Here is a 23,373-nt window from a genome sequence, read left to right on the forward strand (position 1 = left end):
CCTTTTAAAAACGTCACGTTGTCACCTGCCAAAACGAGTCTGCAGGTGCAGTGCTTGTCTCTGCTTTTTTCTCATATTTCTTTAAAAGATCCGCAATGTCTGTTTTTTCATTACTTGTTTTTTCCGCTTCATTCTCCGTGCTGTTCCAGCCGCCCAAAAGCGGGTAGTGTTTTTTTCTGAATTCCGGCGGCTGAGGCGCCCGGTGATGTTCCCGCTGCCTTTCACCTCTGTATTCTTCAACGAGGATATGAGCATTTGTCCCGCCGTCAGGAAATGAACTCTGAGCTGCGACGCGGGGTTTCTTCTCTGAATGCCAATCAATGGGTTCACGATTAAAATGAATACGCGACGCTTCAAAGTCATAATGTTCAAATGGCTCACGCGCTGATAAGAAAGGCGGAATCCGCTTATGATAGACGCTCAGCACACATCGGATGAAGCCCGCAAGACCTGAAGACAGAAGCAAATGCCCCACATTCGGTTTCACCGATCCGATCCGGCAGGGCAGAAGCGTTTTCCGGTTCAGCTGATAGACATCTGAGAGTGCCTTGATTTCCACCGAATCAACGATTGGGGAACCGCCTCCGTTCACTTCTATATATCCAATGTCTTCGGGCGACTTTTCCGCCATGTCAAGCGCAGTTTGAATGGCGTCTCTCTGCGCTCTTATATTCGGTGAACCGGGACCGAGCGTCCGGCCGTCATTGTTTACCGAGACGGCTTTTATGACGCCGTAAATACGGTCTCCGTCCCGCACCGCATCGCTCAATCGTTTGATAAAAACCGCCCCCGCTCCTTCTCCGAGCACTTCTCCCGCTGATTCACGGTCGAATATATGAAACACGCCGTTCTCATTTAAAATATGGCGCGCTCCGAATAACCGGTGCGCGGACGGAGATAAGAGCAGACTCACCGAACCGACTAAGGCCGCGTCAATCCTTCCGGCCAAAAGGGCGTCTTTTGCAAAGGACAGCCCGATCAGCCCTGAGGAACATGCTGTATCCACGACAAGGCTCGGCCCTGTGACATTCAAAAATCGTGAAATGTTGGCCGCTAAATAGTTTTGCCCCGCCCCCAAAATCGGGTTAGGCGCCTGCAGGATATGTTCCATACCGGCTGAAGGCTGCGCCCTGCCGCCGATGTACACGCCGACTTTCCGGCCCGATAAATCCTTTTGGCCGTACCCGGCATCATAAACGGAATGAACCGCTTCTTCTAATATGATCCGCGCCTGCGGGTCCATAATTGCCGCGTCTTTTTCAGAGATGCCGAAAAAGCCCGCATCAAACATGTCGATATCATCAATCCACCCCGCATAATCCTTTGCATTTGCTGTTGCATGCCAGCGCGATGCGGGGACAGGCCGGATGGCGGTGTTTCCTTTCATCAGCAGCTCCCAAAAAGCATCCGTTCCGCCCGCCCCCGGAAAACGGCAGGACATGCCGACGACGGCAATATCGTCTTCAGTATCCGCTTTCGGCTCCATGAATGTTCTCTCTTCAGCGGCGGCGGTTACATCAGGCTCTACGTCCCTGTCTTGAACGAAACCATTTTCTTTTGTCACAAAATCGGCTTCATGATGCGCTGCGAAATAGTCAACCATTTCTGTAATCGTTTGATATTGAAGCATTAAGGACGGTGTTAACTTTATGCTGATCCGTTTTTGCAATGATTGAACCAATTCCGCAAAGAGTATTGAGTCAATCCCGTATTCATCAAACGGCATATCATCTTTTATCTGCTCATCCGTCATTTTCAGTTCTTCGCTGAAAACGGTGCGCACCCATTGACGAATCATATCCTTCACCTTTTGGTCACCGGCAGTGCTTTTTTTCGTGGGAGCTTCAGCTTTCTTCACCTTCAGAAGATCACCAAAATCAGCCTCACTGTCTTCGGAAACACAAGGAATTCCGCAGCTTTGTCCGTTTAAAATGATGTAATCTAAAAACTTCAGTCCGTCTTCGGCAGACAGCCTGGAAAGTCCTGATTTTTGATAAGCAGGTGTTTCCGGCAGGCCTTCAGCCATGCCGGTTTCTTTCCAGACGGGCCATTGAACGGCTTTAACAAACACGTTTCCTTTACCTGCTTGATGATTTGCAAAAGAGTCCATAAATGAATTAGCCATCGCGTAGTCACTTTGCCCCGCAGCAAGCGAAGGGATCAGACCCGAAACGGATGAGAACAAAATAAAAAACGACAGCGGCTCATTCTGAACAGCTTCATAGAGACCGCGAAGCCCTGTTACTTTCGGCTTGCAAACGCTTTCTATTTCAGTTTCGGTTTTATTATAAAAAGCGGGGTGTTCTCCCATTGCGCCCGCGCAATGAAAAACGCCGGTAATCGGTCCCATCGTGCCGCGGATGCTGTCCGTCATTTTCCGGAGCCCCTTTTGATCCGTAAGAGAAACGCTGTAATAACGGATCTCCGCGCCCCGCTCGGCTAACCTCTGCATCCGCTCGGCTTTTTCCGGGAGAATGCCGTCCTTTTTCATGTCTGCCCACTCTGAGGAATCGGGAAGCGGCTCCCGCCCCATGATGACCAGTTTCCTGCATCCGCGTGAAACGGCATGCTCCGCCGCAATTGCGCCGATCCCGCGCGATCCGCCCGTTATTAACAGCACATCATCAGACGAATAGGAAAGCTCAGGCGCCGCCGAAACATTCATACCCTGCTTCAGAAACGGCACATAACGGCGATTCAGCCTGTAGCAGCATTCACTGACGCTTTTGGCCCGCGGCTGTAAAAATTCAGTCTCAATCTGTCTGCTTAATTCTTCTGTATGCTCAATCTCACAATCGCTATCTATCGTAAAAGAATGAATGTTGGCATACTCAGCGCCCAGCATCCGGTACAGCCCCGCCGTTTTCGCCCCTTGCATCAGAGGTTTACTTTCCTTGAAAGGCTGGAGGCGGTGTGTCACTTGGCTGAACACAGCGCCGCTATGACGGAGTGATTCCAGAGCCTGCTGTAAAAAGGCAAGCTTTCCGTGTTCTATCTCTTCCTGCCGTTCATATTCCGCGTCATATGCGGTTATGTCGACGACCCCGAGTATCTGTTTGTTTTGAAGAGACTCCCGCACTCTGCCGTAAAGGTTTCGCCCCGATGCGGCGGCGTAATAATCAGCGCCGTCTTTTGCCTGATGGATGAAGCGGATCGTTTCAATATGGCCGTTTCCTTTAAAAAGAGCATCGGCCAATCGGCTCGTCTTATCAGTTGCAAGTATCATTACTGTTCCTGATAATGCTTCAGATTCCGCCGGATCTTGCTGCTTCCAGTCTTTTTGAAGAATGATCTTTTGGTTTTCCGCCGGTTCGTCTGTCTGTTTCCGGATATCCGCAGGCACAGGCACCCAATACCGCTCCTTCGCGAACGGATATACAGGAAGGCTGACCCGTTTCGGCTTCTCTCCTTCGTATAACAGGCTCCAGTCAACGGCGGCTCCTTTTGCCCACTCAGTGAGCAATCTGGAATATTGCTTGTTTTTCAGCAGCTCGGCCATTCCACTTGATGAAATATCATCTTGAGCACGTCCGCGGAAACATCCTTCAATTTCTGTTTTCCGTTCAAGCACATCCTTCAGTTTCGCTTGCAGGCCGCAAACGGATGTAACGATAAATGCCAGCCGTTCAGGCATCGCTTCTCTGCCAGCTTGAAGCGTGTAGGCCAGGTCTTTAAGGTTGACTTCTTTTTCCCGTAAAAAGCGGTCATACCGTTTGACATATTCTAATAGGCGTTCTTCATTTTTTGCCGAAAGCAGAAACAGAACCGGCTCGTCTTCCCGTATATTCACCGATTTCTTTTCAGCCTGCGGCGGCAGATATTCTTCTATGACAAAATGGGCATTGCTCCCGCTGGCGCCAAAAGAGCTTAAACCCGCTCTTCTCAGCTGGTCAGGATGTGACGGCCGTTCCCATTCTACCAGCCGGTCCGCCACATAAAACGGCGTGTCCTGAAACGGAATATGGGGATTCAGCGTGTCCGCGTGCAATGACGGAAAGATTTCTCCATGCTTCAGCTGCAAAAGCACCTTTGTTAATCCGGCGATCCCGGCTGCTCCTTCTAAATGGCCGATATTTGATTTGGCAGAGCCGATGGCGCAAAACCGCTTCTTGTTTGTCCATTTGCGGAATGCGCGGCTCAGCCCTTCAATTTCAATCGGATCACCCAAAGACGTGCCTGTTCCGTGAGCTTCAATATAACTCAATGTCTCCGGATCAATGTCGGCACTCTGAAAGGAATCTGTAATGACTTCCGCCTGTGATGCCGGATCAGGCACGGTCAAACCGGATGTTTTTCCGACATGGTTTAAAGCGGAGCCTTTTATGACGCCATATATCGGACAGCCCATTCTTTCCGCTTCTTGAACGGTTGTCAGTAACACCGCGCCGACGCCTTCTCCCGGCACATAACCGTCACCGCCGTCGGCGAAGCTTTTGCAGACGCCTTCTGAAGACAGAAATCCGGCATTCGCCAAAAACGCATATTTATGCGGGTGTGTGACCGCATTCACACCGCCGGCAATGGCGAATTCGCACTCCCCTCTTTTAATGCTTTCACATGCCAAATGTATGGATGTGAGCGAAGAAGAGCACATCGTATCAACAGCCATTGACGGCCCTGTAAAGTTCAGGCAGTGAGACACGATATTCGGAACAGAGGCAGGCGTCACGCCCATAGACAGCGGTGTGCCCCGCTGTGTGATTTCAGCGCCGAACAGCTCATAATGGCTCCAAAACACACCTGCGAATACCCCGACGCGTTTTCTTTTTTGTGAAGATGGCCCGCGCGCCGTTCTGTCTTGATAAAAACCGGCATCTTCACAAGCTTCCCAAGCCGTCTCTAAAAACAGCCGCGCCTGCGGGTCCATCATTTCAGCCTGGCGAGGAGTCAGATTGAAAAACAGCGGATCAAAGCTGTCTATGCGATCTAAAAATCCTCCGTAACGGTAGAACTGATCTGCTTCATATGAGAAAGGATAACCTTTCCATCTGTCTTTCGGCATTGTTGTGATGCAATCTTTCCCTGAGCGCAGATTTTGGTAAAATTCATCAATGCTTCCCGCCTGCGGGTATCTTCCCGCCAATCCGATTACCGCAATATCGTGCTCTTCTGTATGTCTCTCTTGTTTTCGGCTCCTTCTCTTTACAGCTGCATGGGACAATGAAGAGCGGTTCTTGTCTGCCACCTGATCCAATCGGCCCATGCTTTCAGTTACAGCCGGCTCCTTCCCGTATAAAATAACAGATTGCAGCTTGCCGAGACGCAGCATATATTCAAGTGAAGCCATCCCTTCCCCGTCCGGAAGCGGGCTGGTGCCCGTTGCATCATTCATGATCTCTTTCATCAAGCTGTCAACCTGCATGCCGCCATCTTCCCAAAGCGGCCAGTTGATCGTCATAGAAGCCCCGGTCCGTTCGCCTTTTTCCGCTCTGCAATCGCGATATTTCATATATTCATCCATAAAAGCGTTCGCTGCGGCATAATCTGTTTGGCCCGCATTTCCGGCCAACGCCGAGAATGAGGAAAATACGGCGAAAAACTCAAGCGGTTCATGCCGTGAAGCTTCGTCCGCATGAATCAGGCCGCTGATTTTCGGCAGGAACACCTGCTTCAAGTCAGAACTGTCTTTTTGGATGATAAATTGATCTTTTAAAACACCGGCGCAATGAAAAATGCCCGTCAGCCGGCCGAAGGTTTCTGTAATCTGAGCAAATGCCCGCTCTGTTTCGGCTTTGCTGCCGATGTCCGCTTGAACGTAAAGAACTTCTGCGCCCAATGCTTTCAGTCTGCTGATCTTCTCAGACTGTTCCGGCGAACGGCCGATGAGTGCGAGCTTCACCTTTTCTTTTTCTGCAAGGTGACGGGCTAGCAGAAATCCAAGACCGCCGAGACCTCCTGTAATGACATATACGCCGTTTTGTTTCCAAGGAGACTGTGTCTGCCCGTCCAGTTTCTCAATACGTTCGAACAATCTGATCTGCCGCATATTGTCTTTATACCGAATGTCTGTGCAGCCTGCATGAGAGCAGTCTGCTTCTGTTCTTATCATTGCGGCCGTATCACTTGGCAATCTCTCATTCTTGTCACAGAAGGTGATTACCTGAGTGCGAAGAGCCGGATTTTCCAGATGTGCCGTTTTCAGCATAGCCCCGAGAGCGGAAGACAATGCCGCTCCATTCTCAACGGCGCATACAAGCTGAATCAATGTATGTTCTTTCGGATGGTCTGTCAGTTCTTGTTTGAGCATACGAAATATGCGCTCGGCATCTGCTTCAAACTGCTCATCTGCAACCTCATGCTCCCTTTTCAGTTCTATCACTTCCGCTTCCGGGCAATGTGTGCCGAGTTCACCGGTGAGACGGGGTCCTGCATCGGCAGCGATAATGAGATGACGGGTGTGTTTTTGCCCGTTCTGCACCGCCGTTTCCAGCGGATGATCTTTCCAGGCGGGTTCAAAAAACAGAACCTCATCAGCAATGTCAGCGTCTGATGTATGCCGTTCTTCGGCCGAATCTTTCAGCACACAGCCCGCTTCATTGATAAGGTAATCCGCAAGGCGGCGGACAGAGGAATATTCAAAAAGCAGTGTCGGATAAAACTGCTGCTGAAAAGTCTGCTCTAATATCTTTACAAGCTTCAGCAAATGCGCCGAGTCAAGCCCCATATCATAAAAGCCTTTCCGCACATCAATATCCTGTGCCGGACGATTGATCAACCTGGCGATTTCCGACTTTATGTAAGTCACCATGTTTTGTTCCGGCGTTTGCTGTTCAGACACGTCTTCTGCGGCCACAGAATTTTCCGACTCACCACGGCCGCTTCTGTTCTGCTGAGGCGGCTTCTCTTTGTCTATCAGATGGGTAATCATATTCGCTTGTCTGACCCTTTTTACTGTCAGTTTCTCACATTCGGCCAATACGTTCCCTGCCCTGTCGTAAATCGTGAAGTCAGCCGAATAAACATCAGGTTCGCTATCTGATACGCCGCTTTCAGTGCGGCTGTTTTTCGCAGAATAAGTGTAAATCGTTTTCGGAAACGGCTGATACATGCAAAAACGATCGATCATAAAAGGAATATAAGGTGTGTCATTCTGCTTTTGGGCCGACAATGCAAAGGAAGAGCCGGCAAGGGTGGACGCATCTAAAAAAGCCGGATGCGCCTTAAATTTCTCCCGGAATCCTTCAGCCAAATCACTTAGAGTGAGCTCCATTAATTCTTCTTTATCCTGAAGCTGATAAACGGCCCCTTCATTTTTCATAAACTCGCCATGCTCAATATGGCTTCTTCTTGCAATTCCGTAAATGTCATGCATGTCCCATTTTCGGCTTGCGTTTTTCATGAACGCTTCAATATTCAGTTCTTTTGCCCGGGGCGTGTCTTCTTGCAAATAAAGCTGGCATTCCATATTCTCATCCCGGTTTCCGCCAAGCGGTGTGCCGTTTTTTGCTTTTTCGCTAGTAATCTCAACTTTCCAGCTGTCACGCGCCGGCGTAAAGGTCACATACAGGTGTTTATCAAACTCTTCAGATGTTACAACAGGCTGCTTAAAAATAATCTGTCTTAATTCTATAGGCCTTTCACCGAGATACCCGGCGGCGAGCCGATACAGCATATCTATTAAAGTCACGCCCGGGAGGACGCGGATTTGATGAACGCGATGATCCCGGACGATATAATTCGTATGGCTGATTTTCTGCAGGAACGTTTTGACTTGATCGGTGGCAACTGCCAATCTATCACACCTCGCTTATTTCAAACATTGCTTCTGTGCCCGCCTCATTTTCTTCCACTTCGGACAACTGTGCTTTTTCAGGCCAATACCGTTGTTTTCGGTATACTGTCTGGCCGCCTTTCGGTTCCATGGCCGCTTTTCGCTCTTTCGGAATTCCTTCGTTGCTGACAATGATATGGGCATTATTCCCGCCCAAACCGAACGCGCTGACCCCGGCCCTGAGTATCTCTTTTTTTCCGTTCCACCGCTTCAGCTCAAGCACAGGATAAAGCGGCGAATCTTTAAATTGGAAGCGGGGGTTCGGTTTATGGCAATGCAAAGTCGGCGGCAGTTCTTCATTGGCAATCGCCAGCAAAACTTTGATGATTCCCGCCGCGCCCGCCGCACTCAGCAAGTGGCCGATATTGCTTTTGACGCTTCCTACACCGCAAAATTGTTTTTCATCGGAATAAGCAGACAAGACATTGGTTAATCCCTTTAATTCAATCGGGTCGCCGATCAATGTACCGGTTCCGTGCGTCTCTACGTATGTCATGGTGTCCGGATCGATTTCCGCTGATTGAACCGCCTGCTCAATCAAGTCCTGCTGCGCCCGGGGATTCGGCGTCGTCACGCCCATTGTGCTGCCGTCATTATTTATCGCAGAGCCGTCAATAACGCCGTATATTTTATCTTCGTCTTCTATCGCTTTTTCGAGCGGCTTCAGCATCAGCACACCGCAGCCCTCTCCGATTCCTGTTCCGTCCGCATCGGCATCGAAAGATTTTGAACGGCCATTTGGCGATAAGATTCTCGCCGCGCTCATTGTGAGAAAAGGTTTTTCATCAAGCAAAATGTCAACCCCGCCCGCAAAGGCCGCTTCCGCTTCTCCATTTTGAATGGCCTGTACGGCCAAATGAATTGCCGTAAGCGAACTGGAGCAGGCCGTATCCACGACCAGGTTAGGCCCTGTAAAGTTATAAATGTGCGCCATATGTGCAGTAATAAAATTTTGCCCCGCGCCAATAATCGCATCTTTTTGCAAATATTGAAATTTCTGATGAAACGCACCTGCCCTTGCACCGGCAAAAACGCCGATACGGCGGCCCCAGAGATCCTCTTTTTGATAACCGGCATCGGCCAAAGCTTCCGCGCTCACTTCGAGCCACTGCCTTTGCAGCGGGTCTATCATCGGTGCCAGCGTTTCTGAAATATTGAAATACTCCGGGTCAAATTGATCAATATCGTGAATAAAACCGCCCCATTTACTGATGCTTTTTCCTTCTTGATATTCACCCGGCTGATAGTGTTCCCCGGCGTTCCATCTGTCCGGCGGAACTTCAGTGACGGCATCCGTTCCGCTGCGGAGATTCTTCCAAAATTCTTTTATATCTCCCGCTTTCGGAAAATGGCAGGCCATGCCGATGATCGCAACCTTTCCCCGTTTCCCAGGCTTATCTGCCTTTTTTTTGCTCCGTTTCGGCGTCTTCTGCAAAGGGACCTTCTCCGCGGGAACTGCTGCATCTGCCGAAAAAGCTTCCGGACAATGTACGGCTAAATAATCCGCGAGCTGTTCTATGGTAGGGTGTTCCAGAAGGACAGTCGGATCAATTGAAACGGACGGCAGTTTTTGATCGATCTTTGTCAGCACTTGCGCCAGAAAGATAGAATCCATTCCGTATTCCTGAAAAGGCACATCGATATCCATATGCGTTTCATCGATACTCAGCTCTTTTGCCAAAAGCGACCTTAGCCAAGATTGAATATCAATCCGGTTATGTTCCCGTTTTTTTGTTTCAGGAGGTTTGGAAGCTGCTTTCATTCCTTTATGGGCGGCTGGCTTGGCATTTTCCAGCGCTTTGGCGTCCCAATCATGTTTCACTTGTGCCGGCAGCACGACAGCTCCGGGTCTTTCTCTTAAAATGTAATCAAGCATCTTGAGACCTTCAGCGTCAGAGTGCCGCAGCAATCCCGTTTGCTCATAAATCCCGCTTTTTATATCCCTGCTCATGCCCGTCTCATCCCATGCCGGCCATTGTATGCTAATGATGCCGCTCTCATTGTTTTCTGCAAAATAGTCCATGTAAGAATTAGCCATCGCATAATCGCTCTGTCCCGCCGCAAGAATCGGGACGGCTGCTGAGACAGATGAAAACAGGACGAAAAATGCCGGCGCATCATCCTTTACACTCTCATACAGACTGTGAAGGCCGTCTGCTTTCGGCGCGAGCACCCGCGCGATACTGTCTTTGGATTTGCGGAGAAAAGCAGGGTTTTCACGGTCCGCAATTCCCGCGCAATGCAGAATGCCTCCGACAGGTCCGAGCGTTGTGGTTACCTCTTTTATAAGCCGTCCGACGGCCTGCTTATCCGTCAGATCAACTGCTGAGACGCACACTTTTACACCTTGTGATTCCAGCTGCCGGATAAGCTGTATTTTTTCCGAAACGACAGGGTCTGTTTGCTCAAGATCCCACTCGGTTTTCGGCGGCAGCTCCTTTCTGCCTGTCAGAAGCAGTTTCTTCACACCGTATTCGGAAACGAAATGCTTGGCGCATAAAGCGCCGAGTCCGCGCGTTCCTCCGGTTATCACCAGGACGGCGTCTTTTGGAAACGCAGTCCGGTCTGTTTGCACAGCTTCTGGTTCAATCTGATCAGTCTGCTGAAGAACATAGCTGAAGCGCATGCCGTCCCTGCAGCAAACAGCAGACTCCGTTAAGTCTGATTCAATTTCTTGTTTAATAAAAGCGGCTGTCTGCTCCAGCGGCCCTTCAGGATCAATATCGGCGTGACAGGTGAGAATATGGCTGTATTCATGCCGCAGCATGCGATAAAGCCCCGCTTTTTCAATACCATGCATGACGGCAGCCTTATTTTTGAAGGCTTCAAGCCCTTTTGTAAGATAAAGCATTTTCATGTTTTCTTGTCCGCGGCCGTATTCAATCAGCTGCTGCAGCGATGCCACCCAGCTGATGTCCTGCCGCTTTTGTCGGGAGCCGCAGCCGGTGAAGTCAATAAACCCGGAATAGATGGCCGCGTTCGGATCCTGTAAGAAAGAGATGAGCTGATTTTCCTGCACAATGTCAGCATCATTCAGCTGTTTTTTCACCTCGGCGGCAAGGTCTTTTGTATCTTCAGAGACGATGAGCGCTATTTTGTTGTTGAATGGCTCGGATGAAGACACTGGCTCGCACGGTTCCCATGTTTTTTGCAATAATACTGTTTTTTGATTCGAAAGCGGCAGCTGCTCCCGTTTCGGCACCCAATAGCGGTCGGATCTGAACGGATAGGAGGGCAGGCTGATGCGGCGCGGTTTCCTGTCCGTATACAGCTGCTCCCAATCTGTGTCAAATCCGTTTGCCCAGAGCCGCAGCACTTTCCTGTATTTCTTTTTCTCAAGCCAGGCGCTGACGAGGTCAGCCGCGTCTTCATCGTCTGAGAACATGGAAATCGTGTTATTCTCGCGTTTTTTACGGCCGCTGATGATATCTTCGCTGTTTTTTCCCAACAGAAACGCATTCAGTTTTTCAGTCAGTTCCTCTGCGGAGCCTGCAATGATTCCCAGCCTCGCTTCCATCGCGTCCCGTCCGGTCTGCAGTGTGTATGCGGCATCTGCAAGATCGATATCGCGGGATGATCCGTTCTGGATAAAATCTCGAAGGAGACGCGCTCTTTCTTTCAGCCGCTCTTCATTTTTAGCTGACAAAACAAAAAGAGATGACGCTTTCTCACTGGTTTCCTGCTGTTCCGTCTCACTTCTGCCCATGTATTCTTCAATAACGATATGCGCATTGACACCTCCGAAACCGAATGAGCTTACACCCGCCCGGCGGGGCAGGACCCGGCCGTTTTCATCACGCAGCGCTTCCCACTCCTTTGTTTCTGTCACAATGTAAAACGGACTGTCCTTCAACTTGATATGGGGATTGATGTTCTCGCAATGCAGACTTTTGGCGAGCGTCCGATGTTTCAGCTGCATCAATACTTTGATAACGCCCGCAATACCTGCTGCGAGCTCCAAATGTCCGATATTTGTCTTCACTGAGCCTATCCCGCAATATCCGCCCGGCGCCCCGTCTGTTTGGAAAGCTTTTTTCAATGCATTGATCTCAATCGGATCTCCGAGTGCCGTTCCGGTTCCGTGCGCTTCTATATAAGTGATCGTTGACGGGTGAATACCGGCTTTTTGATAAGCGCTTTTCAGCACATCCGTCTGAGCCTGCGGATTCGGCGCGGTAAGTGACGCTGAGCGTCCGCCGTGATTTTCCGCTGTACCGCGGATGAGGCCGTAGATGTGATCCCTGTCACGCTCAGCCTCTGAAAGCTTTTTCAAGACAATCATGCCGGCGCCCTCTCCTCTGACATAACCGTCAGCCTGATCGGAAAATGTTTTGCAGCGCCCGTCTTCACTGAGCATGCCTGCTTTTTGAAAACCGATATGCCCTTCAGGCGTGACGATCGTGTTGACGCCCCCTGCGACCGCCATATCACAATCTCCCGTTTCAATGGCTTTTACCGCGCGGTGAATGGCGACTAAAGAGCTTGAACAAGCGGTTTCTACCGGCTCGCTCGGCCCGTGGATATCAAGAAAATAACTCATCCGGTTCGGCCCGACGGACGGCACGATTCCGGTCATCGTATACCCCTCGACAGGAAGACCCGCCTTATTGATTAAAGTTTGATATCCGCTTCCCAGTGTGCCGGTGAAAATGCCGGTTTTTGTTCCAGCAATCCGTTTTGCTGAGTACCCCGCGTCTTCAATGGCTTTCCACACATACATCATTAATAGACGCTGCTGAGGATCCATCATTTCAGCTTCTTTCGGAGATATCCCGAAAAACAGCGGGTCAAACCCGGCGATTCCATCTATGAAACCGCCCCATTTAATTGACGTTTTATTTGCATCCGCTGCCGGATCGCCGTAATATTCGCGCCAATCCCAGCGATCTCGGGGAATTTCTGTAATGCAATGCTCCCCTTTTGATAAACGTGTCCAGAATTCATCTATGTCTTTCGCTTGCGGAAAAATACCGCTGATTCCGATAATGGCTATCGGTTCGGTTTTTTCTTCTGATCTTCCTTTTACGGATACGGGCGTTTCCCGCTTGACATGAACGGCCGCCGGAGCTTCAGCTTTTCTTATTCCGGCTTTTGGAGCGGTTTTTAAACGCTCTCCTTCTAAGCCGCTGAATGCTTCTTTCCATTCAGATATCAAATGGCCGCTCAGTTTGCGCAATGTCGGAAATTCAAAGAAGATAGTCGGGCTGAGCTCAAGCTGATAAGACCGATTTAATAGATTGGTAAATTCAGTGAAGATGATCGAATCAAATCCGTATTCCGTCAGTTCGCTGTCAGCCTCAATATCTTTCATGCTTACCTTTAAAAGATCTGATACATGCCGCTTTAGTTTCTCTTGAACCTGATCTTTCAGATCTCTTGCATCTGCCACTGCCGGAGCTTGTCCGGCGGCGCTTTGTTCTTCGCCCAGATCGAAAATATGGCTGCGGATCCGTTTTTCGTCGCCTTCTGCCACCATGACCTGATGTTCTCCGGAGGCAAAAGCGGCGTACAGTGCTTGGATGCCTGAGGCTGATCGCATGGCTTTCATTCCGGTCTGTTCGTACATCAGCCGTTCGGTCTCTTTGTCCACGCGCATACCGCCTTCTTCCCAAAGCGGCCAGTTGACGGAGAGGGTCTTCCCGCTCCGCTCGTTGTCCCGCACGAGACGGTTCCGGCGGGCTGCATAAACATCCATAAATGCGTTGGCTGCCGCATAACCGGCCTGCCCCGGATTTCCCATGCCTCCAGCCAAGGAAGAAAACAGAATGAAAAAATCCAGCCGCACATCTTTCGCTGCTTCATCAAGATTGATAAGCCCTTTCACCTTCGGCGCCATGACGGTCTTCCGTTCGTTTTCTGTCTGGTTCAGAATGTAATTGTCAGCGATCACGCCTGCGCCGTGAATGATCCCGTCGAGTGTTCCGTGCTCCTCCTGTATGCCGCGGACGAGGGCGATGACCGCCGCCCTGTCTGTCACGTCTACCGGTTGATACAATACGCGGGCACCCGACGCTTCCAAGCGCCGTAAGCGGGCGGAGCGGTCTTCATCAAGCGCTTCCGCCCTTCCCGTTAATACGAGGACAGCGTTTTTGACGCGGGAGGCTATTTCTTCAGCGAAAATCAGGCCGATGCCGCCCGCTCCCCCGGTGAGGAGGTAGACCCCTTCGTCTTTCCACGGAACGGCGCCGCTTTGAGGCGCCGGCAGATGACGCCAGTTTCTGACGAGACGTTTGCCGTCTTCATAACGGATTTCCGCTTGTTCAGGATGCGCCCGGTTTTCTTTCAGCTTGGCAAGAAGCGCCGATGCTGACTCGTCCGGATCGGCTTGGATGACTTGGCCGTACAGCTTCGGATGTTCAAGGTGAGCCGTTTTCAGAAAAGCGGCCAGCCCCGCCAATACATTGTCTTCCCCCCTGTCGGGGACAAGAAGCTGGATCAGCGTTTTTTTCTTCTGTTTTTCTTTGATAAGACGCGTGACGATCGCTGACAGCTCCGCCGCGCATGCGTCATAACGGTCTTCAATCGGACCTTCGCCGTCAGCCGCACATACGGCGCCGCTTATGTCCTCAGCGTTCATTCCGCCATACAGTGTCACGTATCTGAAAGACGCTTCTTGTCCGCCGCCTTCATCCGGCGGTGATTCCTGCCACTTTGGCTGAAGCAAGAGCGGTTTTTCCTCCGTTTCCTCTTCCAGAAAACGGGCGGTGAGCCCCTTCAATCGGACACATACCGCGCCGTTTTCATCACACAGCTCAATATGATAGGCGCCGTCCGCTGAGGAAAGCACCGCCCACATCGTCTCCCGGCACGCAGAAAACACCTGCATATCCTGGAGGGCAAACGGCAGAAACGGCCGTCCGGACGCGGAACCGTCTGAGAGCACGAGACCGATAGAAGCCTGAAGGGCGGCGTCCAGCATGCTCGGATGCAGGATGAACGGCTCCTTTTCCTCGCGGGCGGACGGCGGAAGAGTGAGCTTCGCGAGCACTTCTCCGTTTCCGGCATAGACGGCGTCAAGCGCCTGATGCGACGGTCCGTAGGTGATGCCGAGGCTGTCGAACGCTTCATAGCACTCAGCCTTTGACAAGTGACGGCCGCTGCAGCGCGCCTGAACCGCTTCCACATCGAGAACAGGAGCACGCTCCGTCTCTTCGAGCACGGCCTTTCCCTGGAAAAAGACAAGCGGCTCTTCTCCTTCGGCATACGCTTCAAAAGCAATGTCTCCGTTTTCTTCCGGCTGAAGCTTTACATGAAGCGTCACTCCTTCAGAAAGCGCCGTCACCGGACGGAGCCAAACGATCTGTTTGAGCCTGACACCCGTTTTCCCGCCGGGTAAGTCTTCAGCAGCCAGCGTAACGGCGGCCCGGGCCATTTCTAAAGCAGCCGCGCCCGGAAGCACCGGTTTTCCATTGACGATATGATCGGCAAAAAACGGTTCATGCCCTGAAAAAACAGAAGTGAAGCGCTGGGCGGTAAAGGTCGATGTATTCGCATGGAGCAGCGGGTGAAGCTTTTCACGTTCAGCTGAATTCCGGCTTCCAATCTCTCTCTGAAGACGATCCGACGCCCAATACGTCTGCCTGGCAAACGGGTAGCCCGGCAGATTGCCGATTCGCGGCAAAGGTCCGCCATAAAGCAAGTCCCCTTCGATTTCATAACCTTGACAATAAAAATCTGCCAGCACGCATAACAGCTCCTGATATTTTCTATGGTCAGAATATGAGGCGCTGCACTTGCCGAGCACTTCTATCATGTGCTCCTGAATATGCTGACGCCCTGCAAAGTGCTGCGGTACTTTTCCCGAAAACACATAAGGATGATGTTCATTAAGCTTTGCCTGCTTCCATACATACACTGCGTCATCAGCATCTTGAACCACGATGGCGGCGCGATGGTTAAAGTGATGCCGTCCTTTTAACAACGTATAGCTGAGCTGGGCCAGATCATTTTCTTTCAGTCCGCCATTTTCCGCCCAAGTGATCATATCTTCGATTTTTTCCTGAAGGGCCTCCTTTGTTTTTGCAGACAAAGTCAGTAAATATGCAGGGGCATCCGGATGAGGTGAAGCGCTGCGCTTATAGCTTTCCATAACGACATGGGCGTTTGTTCCGCTCATCCCGAATGCGCTGACTGCCCCCATTCGGTTTTTACCCGGCAGAGAAGGCCACGCTTTAGCCGTTTTATTCACATAAAAAGGACTCTTCTCCCAGTTGATATAGCGGTTTTCCCCGCTGCAATGCAGACTGGCGGGAATCATTTCACGGGAGAACGCCTGTAAAAGACTGATCAAACTGACAATGCCTGACGCGGCAAACGTGTGGCCGATATTGGTTTTAATTGATGTGAGCGCGCAAAAAGCTTCTTCGTTTGTATAGGCAGAAAATGCGTCATAAAGCGCGTTAAATTCCACCGGATCACCGAGTTTTGTACCCGTGCCGTGTGTGACGATATATTCGATATCTTCAGGGTTGATACGGCCCCGGTCATAAACGGAAGTAAGCAGCCGGGTCTGCGCGACGCCGCTCGGAGCGGTAATTCCGTTTGTTTTCCCATCATAATTGATGCCGCTCGCCCGAATCACCCCGTAAATCGGATCACCATCTTTTTCCGCCTCTCTCAGCGGCTTCAGAACAACCGCCGCGGCCGCTTCCCCCGGAACCATGCCGTCAGCCCTTTTATCAAACGCGAAGCATTTCCCGTTTTCCGACAGCATTCCGGCTTTATCTATCGTTTCAAAAAAGTCCGGGGTATTCATGATATTCACCCCGGCCGCAACAGCTGTTGTGCACTCTTTATTCTGCAGGCTTAATACCGCCTGATGGACAGAAACGAGCCCCGAAGAACATGCTGTATTTATCGCCATCACAGGACCGGATAAATTCAAGTGATAAGCCAGCCGCGCCGCCAAAATACCGTTATGATGAGACGTGACATTGCCTTTGTCCCGTGTTAAAAGGTGATAATCTCCTTCTTCCGCCCCCACAAACATACCGATCGTCTGCTGCTTGATGTGACTGGCGCCGTAGCCGGCGTCCTCAAGGGCCCTCCACGCTTCCTGAAGAAGCAGCCGCTGTTTCGGATCCATCGTTTCAGCTTCCCTCGGCGATATTTCAAAAAATAAAGGGTCGAATTCGTCCGCCCCCGGTACAGCGCCGAGTTTCCATTTTGAACTTGTGAAGCCTTTTTTTGCGACCGGTGCGACAACATCCTTTTCCTGAAACAGAATGTCCCACAGCTCGTCCGCCGTGCGCGCCTGAGGAAATCGGCCGCTCATGCCGATAATGGCAATGGAATCAGCTGCCTGACTGCCCTCGGTTCCGGCATTCAGCTTATTTCTTCCCCTCTGCTTCTTTCGCTTTTCCGTTCCTGCCTTTTCAAAGACAGATTGATCTGCGGATTCAGGTTTCTTTTCTTCATAGACATGCTCCATGACGGACTGGTGTTCCGTCAGAAAATAGCGGACGACCTTCTCCAGTGTAGAATGTCCGAAAAACAGGGCCGGTGTCACTTCAATTCCGTAATGGGCGGACAAAGAAGAGGCGAATTCCGCCAAACTGATAGAATCAAAGCCGAAATCAGCCAGATTGTCAGCGTCCGTCAGTCTGTTCTTGTCTATTTTCAAAAGCCCCGCCGCCAGTTCTTTCACATCCCAGCTTACGCATTCTTCCAGTGTAAAGCCTTTCATTTCACTCCGCCTTCCTGAAAACGGGACGTTTCTGTTTACAGAACCCGAAATCGGCCGTTCGCCTTGATCTATCTGCAGGAAGCGTTTGGCCCTCGACGGAAAACCAGCCAGGACGAGATACTGGCTGGACGGCTGGACTAACAATGTTTTAAAAACTTCGAGTCCTTCCTCAGTGTATAAATAACGCTGTCCGCTTGATTTTAAATACATATCGGTGCTTTCCGCCGTGCCGACATGCATCCCCCCTTCTTTCCAAAGCGGCCAATTGATTGCAAGTGACTTGCCGCTTCTGAGTCCGAGGCTCACAAGTTTATCCCGGTGACGGACAAAAGCCATTTGGAAGCGGTTCCCCATCGCGTAGTCACAAGAACCGAAGTCTCCTAAAATCGCTGAAGAAGAAGAGAAACAACAGAAGAAGTCAAGCGGCTCCCGTGACAGAACCTGATCTAACACCGCGGTGCCGTCCGCTTTTGGCGATAAGACTTGCTGAAAGGTTTGCAGATCTTTCTCCAGAATGCTTTCAGTGCCTTGAAGACCTGCAGCGTGAATGACACCTTGAATCGGCCCGCATCCTTTCTCTTTCGCTTCTTGCAAACCTTTCTCCATCTGAGCCTGATCAGCGGCATCCGCCTGCACGTAAAACACCTTGGCGCCTGATTCTTCCAATCTCTTTATCTTGTTCAGCACCGGGCCGCCTGCCGCTGATCTCCCCGTCAAAATGAGCGTAATCGGTCCTTTTTCAGCAAAATATCCGGCAAATAACAAGCCTAATCCCCCGCATCCGCCGGTAATCAAGTACGTTTTCCCGCTTTTTATCACACGCTTCTCAACAGGGGCAATATCCGTCTGCTTCATTTCCATGACGTGACGAATTTCCCCACTGTACATGACACTGCGGAACGACTCGCTGTGAAATTCTTCACATACGTTATAGATCAGTTTTTCTAACGGTCCTTTTTGTCCAAAATAAACCGCGGCCGTATCCGTCTCCGGCAAGATCAGTTTCAGCGACCGTTCCAGCCCGATCCATGACTCGGCGTAACTGATATCGGTATCGGTCCCGCACTGAGCGGAAAGAAGGATCCGCCTCGGTTTAGAACGCAAAGAAGCAGCTGCGCGGATCACATGATACAGAATGGAATAGTCTTTCACGGCCTTTTCATCTTCAAGCGGCCATCCATATAAAACGGCATCCGCTTTGCCTGCAGCCGTTTCAATATGCCGAAACGTTTCTTGATATGCTTGTCCGTCAGTGATTTTAATTTGATAATGCGTATTTGAAAGCTTTTGAGTTTCCTCACCCTGTGAAATAAAAAACACGCCGGCTCCCGGATAAAGGGATTGTAAAGACTGATAAACATGCTTTCTGGCAGCTTCTCCCGTAAGAAAACAGATGACCGTTTTCAGCTCTTCATGAATGGATTTCTTCAGAGGCTGCTGCGTCCACATTTCTTCAAATATCATCATCTCGGATTGTTCCTCTTGCCCGTGATCCTGCTGAGACGGCTGCCTCATTCTTATCCCTTTGATTTCTGCGCAGACAATGCCGGTTTCGTCACATAATTGAATGTCACAGCCGGTTTGATTCTTTTTATTAATATACATCCACATGCTGGATGAGCACGGACGCATGACGCGCAGTTCTTCAACCGCTTCAGGCACGATATGGACTGACGGCTCCGTTTTTGCCAGGACATGAAAAGCTGCGTCCAGAAATTCCGGCGGTATATGATATCCCGGATTACGGCCGCTTTCATCTGTGAGAGCAAGCTTCGCCCAAACCGCACTTTCTCCCGCATAAAGCTTTTCAACGGTGCGGAACTCCTTACTGATCGTTACACCTGATGTGCCTGGTGTTTCATAATCGAATGACAGCGGGCGGCAGTCTTTTTGTAAGGAGGCAATATCAAGCACGCGGGATGGCTGTATGTTCCCTTGTCCGATGATTCCATAATGATGCAGCTTCTCTTCGTCACTGTATATTTCATAATGGATGCCTTCCTCGTCTTCAGACAGAAGGGAGAGATTGATGCCCGCACCGTGATGTCCGCTGGTAATCGGGTCAGTCCATGCCGCCGTTCGGATCCATATCTCTTTTTCTTCAGAGCTGTCTGCCGCATGATGAAAAGCCGCAAGCGCCATTTCTAAATAAACGGCTGCCGACAGAACCCGCTCCCCGCTCACATCCTGGAAAACGTGTTCCCGGCCTGTAAAAGATGTATGATAGCTTTGCTCCGCCAAGGTTGACGTATTTTCATGCAGGAAAGGATGCACATATTCAGTTGTTCCTGTTTTTGGTTCTTCCCGCTTCATCCAGTAGCTTTCTTTTGCAAATGGATAAGACGGCAGACTGATACGATGCGGCAGCGCGCCTTTATATAAAGATGCCCAATCGACGGGCGTCCCGTGAACCCAGGCATTCAAAAGACTGTCAAATTGACGTTTTTCCATCCAATCACTGACTGTGCCTTCCGTCTCCGTGACAGCACTATCACTCCGGCCTGTAAACACCCCGCTTACGGAACCAGCATTATTCAGAAAAGCACTCAGCTTCTGTTCCAATTCAGAAACAGAGTCCGCTGTCATCGCCAGCCGTTCTTCCATCGGGACCCTCCCGACTTGAAGGGTAAATGCCGCGTCAAGCAGGTTCGCATCTGTAATTGTTCCGTTTCCGGCGGCATCCGACAGCAACAGAGCCCGCTCGCGCAAGCGGTCTTTATCTTTTGCCGATAAAACAAAAAGCGCCGGGCGGCCGGTGTCTGCCGAAGTCATTTCAGCCGGTTCATACTCTTCTATCAGCAGGTGGGCATTTGCACCGCCCGCTCCGAAAGAAGATGTACCCGCGATTCTCGGATATTCCCGTGTTACTCCTTCAGATTCTATGACCGGCCGTCTCCATTCCGCTGTTTCCTGCTGCACGATAAAAGGAGAAGTTTCAAAATCAATTTCCGGGTTCAGCTGCTTTGAATGCAGCGACGGCACCAGATATCCGTGTTTCATCTGAAGAAGAATTTTGGTGACCGCAGCAATGCCCGCCGCACTTTCCAGGTGTCCGATATTGGATTTAACAGAACCGATGGAACAAAATTGGTTTGCATCCGTATAGCGGCGGAAAGCCTTGGTTAACCCGGCGATTTCAATCGGATCTCCCAAGGAAGTGCCGGTGCCGTGGGCTTCCAGATAGCTGATTGCTCTCGGGTCAATCCCTGCCCGCTCCATCGCGTCTGCGATCACTTCTCCTTGTGCATTCGGATTCGGAACGGTGAACCCGTTCGTTTTGCCGCCGGCGTTCAGAGCGCTTCCTTTAATGACACCGTATATATGATCATGATCTTCAACAGCCTTCTTCAACGGCTTTAACACGATACAGCCGACGCCCTCTCCGTCAACAAACCCGTCAGCCTTATCACCGAACGCTTTGCACGCGTTTGACGGTGACAGCATTCTCATAGAAGAAAGTCCGATATAATGAACCGGATCTGTAATCAGGTTTACGCCGCCGGCAATCGCGCATTCAGATGCACCTGTTCTGATGCTTTCTGCGGCGAGATGAATGGCGGTTAAGGATGAGGAGCATGCGGTATCGACCGCGATGCTCGGACCGTGAAAATCAAACACATAGGATACGCGGTTCGGGATAAAGTGGTAGTGGGCCCCTGTCGGATAGTTGCCGTTCATGACACCCGCAAAGACACCAACCTTTTTACCGGCGCATAGTGAATCAGGGGTATATCCGGCATCCTCCAGGGCCGCATAAGCGGTTTCCAGAAACAGTCTCTCCTGCGGGTCCATGCGCTCCGCTTCTTTCGGGGAGATTTTAAAAAACAGCGGATCAAATTTATCAATATCTGTTAAAAATCCGCCCCACTTTGTATACATCCGGCCTTCCTTACCTTTTGTCTCATCATAGTAGTCCCGCCAATCCCAGCGGTCTTTCGGAATTTCGGTGATTCCGTGTTCACCGGTCTTTAACCGTTCCCAGAACTCATTAACATTTTCAGCTCCGGGATACCGTCCGGCAAGACCGACAATTGCCACTTCAAGGTGTTTTGACGGCGGTTCGGAAGCGGGCGGCGCTTTTTCAGAAAAAGATGCCGCTTGGCGCTTCGTCAATCCGGCGCTTTTTTTGCGGCTTTGCTTTTTCTGTAGAATGTGCGGCGCCTTTTCGGCTTCTTTATTTGTCTTGAAAATCCCAGCCATATCATCCTGTCTTGAGCTGACGAGATATTCCGCTAATCCGCCGATTGTCGGATACTCGAAGAACAATGTGCTGCTGATATCAGGTATGTCTTCCCGCACGCGGTTGGTCAGCTGTACGATTAAGATGGAATCGATTCCGTATTCTTCAAGGGGCGTATGGGCTTGAACGTCCTCAATCGGCATCTTTAAGATGGCGCTGACGATCTGTTTCAGATACTCTGTGCTTTTTTCAAGCAAAGAGCCGGATGATGCCGCTTCAGTATGACGGACTTCTTCAGAAAATTGCGCATGCAGTTCGCGCTCCTTCGTTTCAGCCAAGTATGCGGCAAGCTCTCCTATCGTCCGGTATTCAAAAAACAGCGTGCTGCTGATATCAGGGACGAGATCCCGCAGCTCATTCGTCAGCTGAACGATCAGAATAGAGTCAATGCCGTATTCATCCAGAGGAGCCAGCGGATTTATCTCTTCTGCCGGCATTTTTAATACTTTTGCCGCAGCCCTTATCAGAAAAGCCGCTGTCTTTTCCGAAAGCCCCTCTCCCGCTTGTTTGATGGGGAGCTGACGATCAGAGGATGTTTGCAGTACGTTTGATTGGCGCTTTTGCGCGGTGTAAGCTTCCCTGCTCTGCCTGATGACTCCGTTGCTTTTCGCCGTGATAATCTGCTGGGTGTGCAGACGTTCGTTTTCAGCCGGAAATTGAATGGAATGAAAACCTTCAGCCATTAAAACGGATTTCCATGTTTCCGGATAAAGACCGGGACACCCCGGAATCCGCAGCGCCTCGTCTTCGTACAGCCACCAGCCCTCTAATAAGCCGAATGTAACATGTGTAAACGGCGTATGCCCGCCCAGTTCATTAACGAGCAGCAAACCGTCCTTTTTCAATACGGCTTTTGCCGTCCTTAAAGTTTTCCGGATATTTTTGGTGGCATGCAGCACGTTTGCAGCGATAGCGATATCGTAGGTTCTCAGATGTAATCGCTGGCCCGCCGCAGGCTGCTCCACATTAAACAGCTGATACGTCAAATACGGATTGTCCGCGCCGTATTCCTTTTCGGCATGCATTAAAAAAGCTTTTGACAAGTCGGTATAACAGTATTCCTGAATATGATTTTGATAGGGGCGGAGCTTTTTAAACAGTGTGCTGCTCGTTCCGCCGGTGCCCGCTCCGATCTCCAGCAGACGGATGTTTGCCTCAGGATTGTTTTTCATTACATTTTCCACATAAATACACGCTTCATTTGCCAGCACATCGTTGTAATAATCAGCGAGAATATTATGCTTATAGATTCCTTCAACAAGCTCCATTGAAGAATCGGGAAACATCACGTCAGTGGCTTTTATTTTGCCTGTTAAAATGTCAGGCAAAGCTTGAATGACGGTATCCGCCAGCAGAACCTGCGCTTTCATATCCGGATCTTTCAGCCATTCGTTTTTCTTCTTATGCCACTCTTCCCAAATCGCGGCCGTTTCACCGCTTTTAAAATCGCTGTCTAAAAGACGGATGCTTTCTTCCAGCCAGCGTTCATATAAAGGCAGACAGGAAGCCGCCGGCGCTTCGCCGGTCAGACCCATTGAACGCAGCGTCACCCGCAGCACTTGCAGCAAAAGCCGATTCAATTCTTTCATTTGATTGCTTATTTCTGTTCTTAAGGATAACTGTGTACGGTCTTTTTGTTTGTCTCCCTTACCCAAAACCTTATCCTCCTAAGAAAAT

2 protein-coding genes are annotated in these 23,373 nt (G+C 50.5%); both read right to left on the reverse strand.

What is annotated here, in order from left to right; genetic code table 11:
- Nucleotides 1–13 precede the first annotated feature (13 nt).
- On the reverse strand, nt 14–7,732 hold the full coding sequence (locus NQS30_RS04405; RefSeq protein ID WP_218791287.1) for a type I polyketide synthase: 7,719 nt from the start codon (nt 7,730–7,732) through the stop codon (nt 14–16).
- Between the two features lie 4 nt (nt 7,733–7,736).
- Nucleotides 7,737–23,351 (reverse strand): SDR family NAD(P)-dependent oxidoreductase, encoded by a 15,615-nt coding sequence (locus NQS30_RS04410; protein WP_218791288.1) that lies wholly within the window; start codon nt 23,349–23,351, stop codon nt 7,737–7,739.
- Nucleotides 23,352–23,373: the final 22 nt, after the last annotated feature.

The organism is Bacillus sp. B1(2022) (assembly GCF_040259625.1).
GTDB classification, from domain to species: domain Bacteria; phylum Bacillota; class Bacilli; order Bacillales; family Bacillaceae; genus Bacillus; species Bacillus velezensis.